The sequence below is a fragment of the Acinetobacter sp. UBA1297 genome (assembly GCF_002307755.1).
GTDB lineage: Bacteria > Pseudomonadota > Gammaproteobacteria > Pseudomonadales > Moraxellaceae > Acinetobacter > Acinetobacter radioresistens.
On sequence record NZ_DBUF01000017.1, the window covers coordinates 145,222 to 156,995 of the forward strand.

11 protein-coding genes are annotated in these 11,774 nt (G+C 42.4%); 6 read left to right on the top strand and 5 right to left on the bottom strand.

Features of this window, described 5'->3' with window-relative positions; genetic code table 11:
• Both cysD and lysS read right to left on the bottom strand, forming a co-directional pair.
• A complete protein-coding gene (gene cysD / locus B3R63_RS08340) occupies positions 1 to 924 on the bottom strand; it encodes a sulfate adenylyltransferase subunit CysD (protein WP_286729707.1) in 924 nt (307 codons plus the stop codon).
• A 258-nt stretch (positions 925 to 1,182) separates the two neighbouring features.
• Positions 1,183 to 2,712 carry a lysine--tRNA ligase gene (lysS, locus tag B3R63_RS08345; RefSeq protein WP_248136821.1) on the bottom strand — a complete coding sequence of 510 codons (1,530 nt, stop codon included), beginning with the start codon at positions 2,710 to 2,712 and terminating at the stop codon, positions 1,183 to 1,185.
• 245 nt (positions 2,713 to 2,957) lie between these two features.
• Between lysS and B3R63_RS08350 the strand changes: the two genes are divergently transcribed.
• The gene (locus B3R63_RS08350; protein WP_005404380.1) at positions 2,958 to 3,467 is read left to right on the top strand and encodes a YqiA/YcfP family alpha/beta fold hydrolase; all 510 of its coding nucleotides are present in this window, start codon (positions 2,958 to 2,960) and stop codon (positions 3,465 to 3,467) included.
• Positions 3,468 to 3,493: 26 nt separating this feature from the next.
• Here B3R63_RS08350 and B3R63_RS08355 read toward each other — a convergent pair whose 3' ends face one another.
• Positions 3,494 to 4,036: an adenine phosphoribosyltransferase gene (locus B3R63_RS08355; protein ID WP_005027299.1), complete on the bottom strand. Its 543-nt coding sequence runs from the start codon at positions 4,034 to 4,036 to the stop codon at positions 3,494 to 3,496.
• A 577-nt stretch (positions 4,037 to 4,613) separates the two neighbouring features.
• Here B3R63_RS08355 and rubA point away from each other — a divergent pair.
• The 4 genes from rubA (at position 4,614) to oxyR (ending at position 7,959) form a co-directional block, all read left to right on the top strand.
• Positions 4,614 to 4,778, top strand: a complete 165-nt coding sequence (gene rubA / locus B3R63_RS08360) for a rubredoxin RubA (RefSeq protein WP_005019074.1) — start codon at positions 4,614 to 4,616, stop codon at positions 4,776 to 4,778.
• A 70-nt stretch (positions 4,779 to 4,848) separates the two neighbouring features.
• Positions 4,849 to 6,027: an NAD(P)/FAD-dependent oxidoreductase gene (locus B3R63_RS08365; protein WP_286729712.1), complete on the top strand. Its 1,179-nt coding sequence runs from the start codon at positions 4,849 to 4,851 to the stop codon at positions 6,025 to 6,027.
• A 60-nt stretch (positions 6,028 to 6,087) separates the two neighbouring features.
• A complete protein-coding gene (gene estB, locus B3R63_RS08370) occupies positions 6,088 to 7,032 on the top strand; it encodes an esterase EstB (protein WP_005019072.1) in 945 nt (314 codons plus the stop codon).
• A 6-nt stretch (positions 7,033 to 7,038) separates the two neighbouring features.
• A complete protein-coding gene (gene oxyR, locus B3R63_RS08375) occupies positions 7,039 to 7,959 on the top strand; it encodes a LysR family transcriptional regulator OxyR (RefSeq protein WP_005027304.1) in 921 nt (306 codons plus the stop codon).
• A gap of 43 nt (positions 7,960 to 8,002) precedes the next feature.
• On the opposite strand, the gene ppk1 is transcribed toward oxyR, so the two are convergent.
• Both ppk1 and mtgA read right to left on the bottom strand, forming a co-directional pair.
• Positions 8,003 to 10,081, bottom strand: a complete 2,079-nt coding sequence (gene ppk1 / locus B3R63_RS08380) for a polyphosphate kinase 1 (protein ID WP_005019069.1) — start codon at positions 10,079 to 10,081, stop codon at positions 8,003 to 8,005.
• A gap of 109 nt (positions 10,082 to 10,190) precedes the next feature.
• Positions 10,191 to 10,865: a monofunctional biosynthetic peptidoglycan transglycosylase gene (gene mtgA / locus B3R63_RS08385; protein WP_005019068.1), complete on the bottom strand. Its 675-nt coding sequence runs from the start codon at positions 10,863 to 10,865 to the stop codon at positions 10,191 to 10,193.
• A 78-nt stretch (positions 10,866 to 10,943) separates the two neighbouring features.
• Here mtgA and B3R63_RS08390 point away from each other — a divergent pair, with 78 nt between their 5' ends.
• Positions 10,944 to 11,750 (top strand): rhomboid family intramembrane serine protease, encoded by an 807-nt coding sequence (locus B3R63_RS08390; protein ID WP_005027306.1) that lies wholly within the window; start codon positions 10,944 to 10,946, stop codon positions 11,748 to 11,750.
• Positions 11,751 to 11,774 lie beyond the last annotated feature (24 nt).

The following is an 11,774-nucleotide window of genomic DNA, read 5'->3' on the forward strand; positions in this document are numbered from 1 at the left end:
TTAGAAATAACCTTCTTGCTTTTTCTTTTCCATCGAACCTGCTTCATCATGGTCAATCATGCGACCCTGACGTTCGGAGCTGGTGGTTAAAAGCATTTCCTGAATGATATCCGGCAAGGTTGCTGCTGTAGATTTCACAGCCCCTGTAAGCGGATAACAGCCTAATGTACGGAAACGTACAGATTTCATTTGTGGAACTTCGCCCTCTTTCAGACGCATACGTTCATCATCTACCATAATCAGTGTACCATCACGTTCTACCACTGGACGTACAGCAGAGAAATACAAAGGTACAAGTTCTATATTTTCAAGGAAAATATATTGCCAGATATCAAGCTCGGTCCAGTTTGATAAAGGAAAGACACGAATACTTTCACCTTTATTTACTTTACCGTTATAAATATTCCAGAGTTCTGGTCGCTGGTTTTTTGGGTCCCAGCGGTGTTTAGAATCACGGAATGAATAGACGCGTTCTTTAGCACGTGATTTTTCTTCATCACGACGTGCACCGCCAAAAGCTGCATCAAACTGGTATTTGTCCAAAGCTTGCTTTAAACCTTGGGTCTTCATAATATCAGTATATTTTGAGCTGCCTTGGTCAAACGGATTGATTCCGGCATCGCGGCCTTCTTTATTCTGATGAACAATCAGATCCAGACCCAGTTTCTTCGCCATCTCATCACGGAACTTGATCATGGCACGGAATTTCCAGCCGGTATCTACATGCAGTAACGGAAAAGGAAGCTTAGCTGGATAAAATGCTTTCATAGCCAGATGAAGCATTACCGCAGAATCTTTACCAATAGAATACAACATCACCGGATTTTCAAATTCGGCAGCAACTTCACGAATGATGTGAATGCTTTCAGCTTCAAGCTGTTTTAGATGTGTAAGTCTTTCCTCAGTTGGAGGAACGATTGCCATAACAACTCCGGATGTCTATCTTGATTAAAACTTGGATCGATGCTTATTACGCATCTGACGAACTATATTCATTATAGTGATTTGCCAGTCTAGGCTATTGCTTCTTTTGTGATATATATATTCTTGGTTTTCATATAAGAAGTTATCAATTGTGCATTAAATAAAACCTATACAATGAATTAACTGGATTCATCAGTTATTTAGAATAGGGAACAATAAAAAAGCCTGCATTCAGCAGGCTTCTCTTTATTTTAGTAATCAGACATCTTTACGACGCATGTGTGGGAATAAAATTACATCACGAATACTTGGCGCATCTGCAAAAATCATTACCAGACGGTCAATACCAATTCCCTCTCCGGCGGTTGGTGGCAGGCCATATTCTAAAGCTTCAATGAACTCTGCATCATAGTGCATTGCTTCATCATCACCTGCATCTTTTTCTTCAACCTGAGCCTGAAAACGCTCTGCCTGATCAATCGGGTCATTCAGCTCTGAAAAGCCATTGGCCAGTTCACGACCACCGATAAAAAATTCAAAACGGTCTGTAATATGGGGGTTATCATTATTACGGCGTGCCAATGGAGAGGTTTCTGCCGGGTACTCAGTAATAAAAGTCGGCTGGCGCAGTTTGGTTTCTACTGTTTCTTCAAACACGATTGTTTGCAGCTTACCTAAACCAAAACCAGCTTTCACCTGTTCTTTAAGTTCTTCCCGAATAAATTTTGCCAGGAATTCCCGATCATTAACATTTTCTGGTGTAAATTCCGGATTATGCTCAAGAATGGCATTAAACATCGAGATTTTCTTATATGGTCCTTTGAAGTTAAAAACTTCTCCCTGATAAGGCACATCGGTTGTTCCCAGAATATCGAGCGCCAGTTTTTCTAGCATATTCTCGGTCAGTTGCATCAGGTCTTTATAATCTGCGTAAGCCTGATAAAACTCGATCATGGTAAATTCCGGATTATGTCGGGTCGATACCCCTTCATTACGAAAGTTACGGTTAATCTCAAATACTCGTTCAAAGCCGCCCACAACCAAACGTTTTAGGTAAAGCTCAGGCGCAATACGCAGAAAGAGTGGCATATCCAGAGCATTATGGTGAGTTTCAAAAGGACGTGCTGAAGCACCACCAGGAATGACATGCATCATCGGCGTCTCAACTTCCATGAAACGCTCACTGTTCAGGTAACTACGGATACCTGCAACAACTTTGGCACGAATTTCAAATGTTTTACGGGTTTCTTCGTTAACAATTAAATCCAGATAACGTTTACGATACTTAACTTCAGTATCGTTTAAACCATGAAACTTATCAGGCAATGGACGGAGCGATTTGGTGAGTAATTCAAAATGTTCGATATGAACATAAAGATCCCCTTTACCTGAACGCCCAATGTAACCTTTTACAGCAATAATATCACCAAGATCCAAGCCCTTAATGCTTGCAAGAGTTTGTTCATCTAATTCTTTACGTGCAACATAAAGCTGAATACGGCCAGTCATATCCTGAATGACAATGAAGGAGCCACGATTCAGCATCACGCGCCCTGCTACAGACACATAAACTTTTTCACCAGCTTCAATTTCTTCTTTGGTTTTGCCAGCAAAAAGATCCTGTAGATCCTGCGCATAATGTTCACGTTTAAATGTATTTGGCCAAGGACTCTTACCAGTCTCTTCGGCCTGCTCTTTGATCTGTTTTAGTTTGGCATGACGCTGTGCAATTAAATCGTTTTCGGAAATAGTGTGTTCAGAAGTCGATTGAGCGTTATGTTGCGTCATCTCTGCCTCGATTCAAGTATAAAAAGAAGTCACATAGCATAGCAGATTGGTTACATTTTTCGTATGCCTTGCATCACGCTAAAGCAAAATAATTTCATCAATGCATTTTACTTAGACTTTGATCTAATCTAGACCAATAGCTAACAGCCAAGCGACAGGCGCAAAATTAAACTACCTACCGGAAGGGACAAGAAAAGATAACGGATATCTTGGATATTTCTGGATAGCGATTTGAAGTAAATTAAATGAATAAGTGCACATTAAAGATATTATTTATGCATGGGCTGGATTCCTCACGGGAATCTACCAAGTTCCATGCACTTCAGTCAGAAAATAAATGCTGTATTACAGTGGACTATCGTAATCTGAATTATCAGACAGTTGCTCACTTTTATCAGGAAATAATCCAGAAAATTCAGCCTGATGTGCTGGTAGGACATAGCCTGGGTGCGTACTGGGCATTAAAGATGTCGGCCTTATTCAAGCTACCGGCACTGGTTGCCAATCCCAGTTTGAAACCACAATTCCGGACAGATTATCCATCTATTAATGAGACAGATCTGGATTCTGATGCACCCAAAATTGCATATCTTGAACTGGGTGATGAAGAGCTGAATATGCTGGAAGCACAAGAATATCTGGAACAGTTTATGCTAGTTGAAGCAGTAGAAGGCGGTTGTCACCGCCTGTCTAATCCGGATAATTTAAATCAGCTGTTGCATCATCTGGAGAACCATTTTTTGCAACCTATCTGAATTATCCGGCTTTATAAGAATAAATTTTAGGCGACTTGTGCTTCAGGCTGGGTACGTTCATCCAGAACAGACCAGATATTAACCCCTAAATCACTATGTAAATCTGGCAGGTCAAGTAAAATACTTGCTCCAAGAATATGATGCTGACATTTTTCAGCAAGCTGTTTTACAGCTTTTAAAGTACCGCCTGTAGCCAGCACGTCATCAACAATAATAACTTTCTGTGGTGCAATACCATCAGCCATTTCCAGACGGTCTACGCCATACTCAAGACTATAACCAACACCCACTACTGGAGGCGGCAATTTGCCAGCTTTACGCACCAGTAATAAACCTTTATTTAAACGCTGGGCTAAAAGACTGGCCAAAACAAAACCACGTGCTTCTACCGCCAGGAAACTGTCGACTTCATTTAGTGCTTCAGCCGGAATGCTAGCAATTAAAGCATCTGTTAAAGCGGCAATATTCTGCATGAATAAAGGTGTCAGGTCGTAAAAACATATACCGGGCTTAGGGAAATCTTGTACCGTGCGGATATGAGTCCACAATGTTGTATGCAAACTGGTCATGGGAGAGAATCTGGAAAAACGAAAAAGAATGCATGAATTTTATGCTTTTATTCAGGTTATAGCCAGTTATCTAATGCAGAATATTTAATAATCAAAAAAATAAAAAATATAAGTGTCTGAATTTAATTAATTTTAATTAAAGGTATTTTTAAATAAAATTTTACCTATCTTTAAAATAAATGAATCATCGCTGCCTAGCTAGTAGACTATGGTCTTATTATCTACGCTTCTGCTTTTTTAGTCTCATGTCTGTTATTAGATATTTTATTAAAAATAATGACTGATCCTATATTTGATAATCTTTAAAACAATTAATATTTTTATATCCTTACAGATTCAGTTATTTAGGAATAGATAGTACAAAATATTGCCTGTTTGCCCCTCCTTTTGACCTACTCTGCCATTACCTCAGTTTTCAAACTGGTTAAACTCCGTTATTTGCTTTACTTTGACTGCTGAACAGCGTAAAAATTTATGGCAAGATGAACATTCCTGAATGTTTATAATTTTAAAGATTTAACAATAGTTGCTTGTTTTTCCTGCCAGGTCTTTTGGCCCAGCAGTTTTGGAGATACAGATGAAGAAGTACCAATGCATCGTTTGTGGTTGGATTTATGACGAAGCTCAAGGTTGGCCACAAGATGGCATCGCACCGGGAACAAAATGGGAAGATATTCCGGATGACTGGACCTGCCCGGATTGTGGGGTATCTAAAGCAGATTTCGAGATGATCGAAGTTTAAAGAATACCAAGACCATGCCCGACATGGTCTTTTTCACATCGAGCATAATTTATTGAACATGGAGAAAAATATGGACCCTATCGTCATTATCGGCTCAGGGATGGCAGGCTATACCCTTGCACGGGAGTTCCGTAAATTAAATACTGAACAGGAACTTGTGATGATTTGTGCCGATGATGCAGTAAATTATGCTAAACCGACTCTTTCAAACGCCTTGGTAGGTAATAAATCACCTGAACAGATTCTATTGGGTGATGCACAGAAAATGGCGACTCAGCTCAATATGCAGATTGAGACCTTTACTTGGCTAAAAGAAATTCATCCTGAACAGCATGAACTGCTCATTGAAAAAGATCAGCAGTCCCGAAAGCAGAAATACTCCAAGCTGATTCTGGCCGTTGGGGCTAATCCGGTTCGCCTGAATATTGCCGGGAACGCCAGTGAAGATATTCATGTCGTAAATTCATTAATCGACTACCGTAAATTCCGTGAAAATCTGTCATCGCGTAAAGATAAGCGTGTTGTGATTTTAGGTGCGGGTCTAATTGGCTGTGAATTTGCCAATGACTTGCAGCATACCGGACACGACGTTACTGTGATTGATCTGTCCTCACAACCGCTTGGCAGTTTATTACCTCAGCATGTGGCCAGTTCATTCCAGCATAAACTGGAACAGGCCGGTATCAAGTTTGTGTTTAATACCACTGTAGAGCAGGTTAATAAAATTGAAAATGATGACTATGTTGTGAGTCTTGCAAACGGAAAAGTATTGGAGGCTGATATCGTGCTTTCTGCAATTGGCTTGCAGCCAAACCTTGAACTGGCGAAAGCAGCCCAGATTCAGACCAGTCGCGGTATAGTTACAAATGGCCTGCTGGAAACCAGTCAGCCTGATATTTATGCCATAGGTGACTGTGCTGAGGTAAATGGAACCCTGCTCCCTTATGTCATGCCGATTATGCAACAGGCACGGGCTCTGGCTAAAACCTTAAATGGCGAGCATACTCACGTCCATTATCCGGCTATGCCCGTTGCAGTAAAAACTCCGGCTGCCCCTCTTACTGTTCTTCCTGCTCCTTTAGATATTGAAGTCTCCTGGGAAAATGAAGAGTTTGAAGATGGTCTGATTGCCAAAGCTGTAGATGCTTCAGGAACATTACGCGGTTTTGTTTTACTTGGTCCAACAGCAGGCAAGCAGCGCCTGAACCTGGCAAAACAGGTACCTGACTTGATTCCGCCTCAGGTTTAGCGCATAAATAAGCAGAGTGATTTTCAGTCAATACCGCTGTTTCGGGAGATAAGTGGTTTTATGAATAGTAATTTTCAACTTAAAGCTTCACCTTATTCTTCTTTTATGCATGAAACTCGGGTCGATTTAGGCAACGGAATCGAACTTCATGTAGAAATTGGCGGTAAACCTGAACATCCAACTATTCTGTTAATCATGGGACTAGGTGCGCAGCTTTTATATTGGCCGGATTTCTTTTGTAAATCATTAATTGACCAGGGTTATCGGGTAATTCGTTTTGATAATCGCGATATTGGACTTTCATCAAAGATACGTCATAAAGGACCACGTTTAAATACTTTTAAGCTGATGGGACGTTTTGCGCTTGGTCTACAGAATCAGGGAGCACCTTATACCCTCTATGACATGGCTGATGATGTAGCTTTACTGCTTGAAAGAATGGGGCTGGAAAAAACCTATGTTATCGGTGCTTCAATGGGTGGTATGATTGCGCAGATTCTTGCAGCCCGCTATCCGGATAAGGTCGAGAAGTTAGGCTTGATGTTTACCAGCAATAATCAGCCTTTGCTTCCCCCTCCTTTTCCAAAACAGCTGTTTAGCCTAATTGGCAAGCCTGAAAGCAATGATGAAGAAGGAATTATTAGTCATAGTTTGAAGTTATTTGAGATTATAGGATCTCCCGGCTATATTAATCAGGTTGAAGCCATACAGAGTGCACGTAAACTATATCAACGGAGTTATTATCCAGCGGGTGTACTTCAACAGTTTTTAGCAATATTATGTACAGGTTCATTGCTAAAGCTGGATAAACAGATCCATCAGCCCACATTAGTGATCCATGGATCACGTGATCGTTTACTTCCACCGAGCCACGGCAAAGCTGTTGCGAAAGCAATCCCAGGCGCTAAGTTTGAATTGATTCATGGAATGGGGCATGATATTCCGCCGCATTTTATTCCTAAACTTAGCAGTTTATTTGCTCATCATTTTAATCATACACATTAGGACACTATGGCTGCATTACCCTCTTTAAGACAGCTGTCATATCTTGTAACACTGTCTGAAACGTTGCATTTCACTGAAGCAGCGCGCCGTTCATTCGTAACTCAGTCCACTTTATCGGGCGGAATTATGGAGCTGGAACGTTTGCTTGGTGGGGTTCTGGTAGAACGTGACCGCCAGAATGTACGTTTAACTCCCCTGGGTGAACAGGTGGTCGCACGAGCGCGTGTATTGCTGGCCGATGCTCAGGATTTAATGCGTTTAAGCCGTGAAATGAGCGAGCCGTTGACTGGTGACCTGCATCTGGGCATTATCCCAACCATGGCACCTTTTCTATTGTCACAGCTACTTGAAGAAGTGCATAAACAGTTACCCAAGATTCAGCTACATCTGCATGAAGCTCAAAGCGAGAAAATTGTAGAAAAGCTTGAACATGGTAATCTGGATATGGTTGCTCTGGCTCTACCGTTTGATACCCGTAATTTGAAAGTGGCTGAAATCGCAAAAGAAGATCTGTATCTGGTTTATCATAAGGCTGACCAGAAAGCAGCCAATGCAAACAGTCTGCAAGATCTGGATCTGTCGCGACTGATGCTGCTTGAAGAAGGCCACTGCTTACGTGACCATGCTTTGAGTGCCTGCCCGATTGGTGAACGTAAAAATGATAGTCGCCTCAAAGCCAGCTCATTACCTACATTGGTAGAAATGGTATCTTCTAACTTGGGCTTTACTTTGCTTCCTGAAATTGCCATTCATAATAATATGATTAAGTGCAATGAAGAGCTGATGGTGAAATCGATTGAGGCAGCGCCAAACCGTACGCTTGCACTGGTTACCCGTAAAAGTACACCGTTACAGAGCGAGTTCGACGTCCTGTTACAGATTTTTCAGAAAATCAGCAGTGAGTTACAAGCTCAGGCTCATGTCTGATTATTTTATTTAGTGTAAAAAGGAGCCTTAAGGCTCCTTTTTATCATGATTGAAAAATCTCCAGTAGCGTCTGCTGGGCATTGTAAGGTACCTCACCTTCAGCCAGCTGGGCACGATGCCACTGCCCGTTGCCCTGTAATATCCATGCCTGCTGGTTATCTTTAAGATAGGTTGCCAGCCCCTGTTCATAGATACGTTTTTTCAATGCTGGATCTTCGATAGGGAAACAGGCTTCTACCCGATTAAACAAATTGCGGTCCATCCAGTCGGCACTGGAACAGTAAATACGCGGATTGCCATTGTTTGAGAAATAATAAACCCGTGTATGCTCCAGAAAACGACCTACAATAGAACGGACCTGAATATTCTCCGAAAGGCCTGGCAGTCCCGGACGCAGGCAGCAGATAGAGCGAATAATCAGATCGATCTTGACCCCAGCCTGTGAAGCCTCATACAGTTTGTTAATCAGCTGCATTTCAGTTAAGGCATTGACCTTTACGATAATACGGGCTTTTTTCCCGGCTTTGGCATTAGCAATTTCTTCTTCAATATAGTGAATCAACTGCTGATGAAGTGTAAATGGGGCATGCAGCAGCTTTTTCAGCTTGGCCATTTTACCCATTCCAGTTAATTCCTGGAAAATCCGGTGTACATCTTCACAAAGCTCTTTGTCAGTGGTCATCAGGCCATAGTCAGTATAAATCCGTGCATTGGCTGCATGGTAGTTACCTGTACCCAGATGTACATAACGCACCAGTTTGTTGTTTTCACGGCGGATAACCAGAATCATTTTGGCATGAGTTTTATAGCCCACAATGCCGTATACCACTACCGCACCTGCCTCCTGCAGGACATTGGCTACCTCAATATTGGACTCTTCATCAAAACGGGCACGCAGCTCGATCACTGCGGTTACTTCTTTGCCATTACGTGCAGCTTCTGCCAGAACCTGTACAATTTCAGAATCCGGTCCAGAACGGTATAGAGTCTGCTTGATGGCCAATACCTGCGGATCTCGCGCTGCTTCACGCAGCAGATTAATTACCGGTGCAAAAGATTCAAATGGATGGTGCAGTAAAATGTCCTGTTTCTGCATGGCAGAGAAAATATTTTCCGATTTTTTTAGGACTTTAGGAATTATCGGGGTATGCGAGTTATAGCGTAGATGAGGACGTTTAAAGTTTGACAGCAGCCGGGCCAGATTGACCGGACCATCCACTTTATATAACTGCTCCTCATCCAGATCAAACTCATTTAGCAGGTACTCATAAATATGTTGTGGACAGTTTTCAGTTACCTCCAGACGTACTGCACGGCCAAACCGTCGCGAGCTCAATTCGCCTTTAAGAGCTTTAGCCAGATCTTCCACATCCTCATTGAGTGCCAGATCGGCATTTCGGGTCACACGGAACTGGTAACAGCCGGTAGCTGTCATACCGGGGAACAGGTCTGAAACATGTTCGTGAATAATCGCAGACAGCATGACATGATGCTCTTTACCACCAGTCAGTTCATCGGGTAAACGAACTACACGCGGTAATGACCGGGGGGCAGGAACAACAGCCAGATCAATCTGCCGGCCAAATGCATCTTTACCTTCCAAGGTGACAATAAAATTTAAGCTTTTATTTACCAGTCTTGGGAATGGATGCGCTGGATCTAAACTGATAGGTGTAAGTACTGGAGCAACCTGCTCCTGAAAATACTTTTTGACCCAAGCGGATTGGGCAGGTGTTAAATCACCACGGCGCAGAAAACAGATATCTTCTTCACGCAGCTTGGGTAAAATTTCCTGATTTAATATCCGGTACTGGCGGGCAATGGCCTCATGTGCAGTTTTGGAAATGCTTTCCAGGACCTGTTTGGGAGTTAAACCGTCAGGACTGCGGCTTTCATTTCCCAAGTACAGCTGCTCCATAACTCCAGCAACACGGATTTCAAAAAACTCATCCATATTACGGGAAAAAATCAGCAGAAAATTCATACGCTCCAGCAAGGGATGTATCGGGTCAACAGCCTGTTCCAGTACCCGCAGGTGAAAGTCCAGAATGGACAGTTCACGGTTAATGTAGCGGTCATTATATGTATATTCTGAAGGACTGGCTGGAACTATACTATTCATGCTGCAACCTATACGAATGAGAACTGATATATTTCATTCAAGTATGCGTTAAAATTTTGACAATTTCATAAAAAAAAGCCCAAAAAATGGGCTTATCTTTAAAAAATTATTAAGGAATATGGCTATAGCGCATATATTTACTGATCATGCGCTTGCGATACTGTAATTTCCGGTCATTCCGGTTTTCATCATAGTATTTCGGATTTGGTAAAAGTGCAGCCAGAAAAGCGGCCTGTTCACGGCTTAGGCTATGCGAGCTTTTACCAAAGTAATGCTGGGTCGCAGCTTCTACCCCATAGATATTTTCCCCGAACTCAACCGAATTCATATAAACTTCTAAAATACGCTGTTTGGTCCACATACGCTCCATCATCCAGGTCGCGATAGCCTCCTGACCTTTGCGTAAAAAAGAGCGTTTATTGTATAAAAACAGATTTTTAGCGAGCTGCTGGGAGATAGTCGAACCACCGGCCACCACTTGTCCCTTTTCTCCGTTACGTTCAATAGCGTGCTGGATGCCATCCCAGTCAAATCCATGATGCTGAAGGAATTTGCCATCTTCTGCAGCGACAATTGCATGTTTAAAGTAATCGCTGATCTGGTCATAGTCACGCCACTCATGCTGGATAGGCTGACTTCGATCTGCCCAGTAATCTAGTCGCATAAACATGGTGGTTTCAACCGGATGGGTACGCCACCACACCAGACTGCTAAAAATCCAGAGTTGTACTAAAAGAAACAGACTGACAAGAATTAACAAAGTGCGAACAATAATAGCTTTCATGTCAGAGAGTTACTCCTGTATTCATTTTTTTTCGTGTTAAGCTGTCTTCGACCATATCGTATCTGTTTTTAAAAAAGCATGTCGAACTATTCACCTTTTCCGGTTCAATCCAATACGCAGCTTTGGTGGTGTACAGCGCTTCTGATTGCAATCAATGTCGGGTTGTTCGCCTGGCAGATTTTCGCTGGTGTTGATATTACCCAGCCTGAGATCATTGATGCAATCCGCTGGGGTGCTGATTATGCACCTTTAACCTATTTAGAGGAACCTCAACGGCTATTCACCAGCATGTTTTTTCATTTTGGTCTGATCCATCTTATGTTAAACATGTGGGCCCTCTATATCTTTGGCAGTGTGGCTGAACAGCTGTTTGGACGGTCCTATTTTATAGGTTTATATGTACTGGCCGGTCTTATGGGAAGTCTGCTCAGCGGCTATATTGATGTTCAAAATACATATAGCCTGCTGAATCAGTTTGAACCCGAGCTATTGCCACGTGTAGGTGCAGGCGCATCGGGCGCAGTCATGGGTCTGGGGGCAGCCTTGGCTATACTATCTTTATTACCAGTACTGCCCCGACAGCAGTTTATTCTGGACCGAAAATCATTATTGCTGGTTATGGGGCTTAATCTGGGCATGGGTTTTATGATTAGTGGCATTAATAACGCAGCCCATATCGGCGGCATGTTGATGGGTATACTGTTAGCACTGCTCTGGTATCTCAGCCAGCGTTTACGTGTCAGCGTTATAGGGGGAATGGCTGGCCTATTGATAGGTGCAGCATGCTGTCTGGCCTTGTATCAGTATAATCTGGAGCAGATACAGCAGATTCAGCCCCTCTGGCAGGAAATTTTAAGCCAGATGAAAAACCAGCTTGGCTTTTAAACCAGGCTGGCATTTATCTAAAAA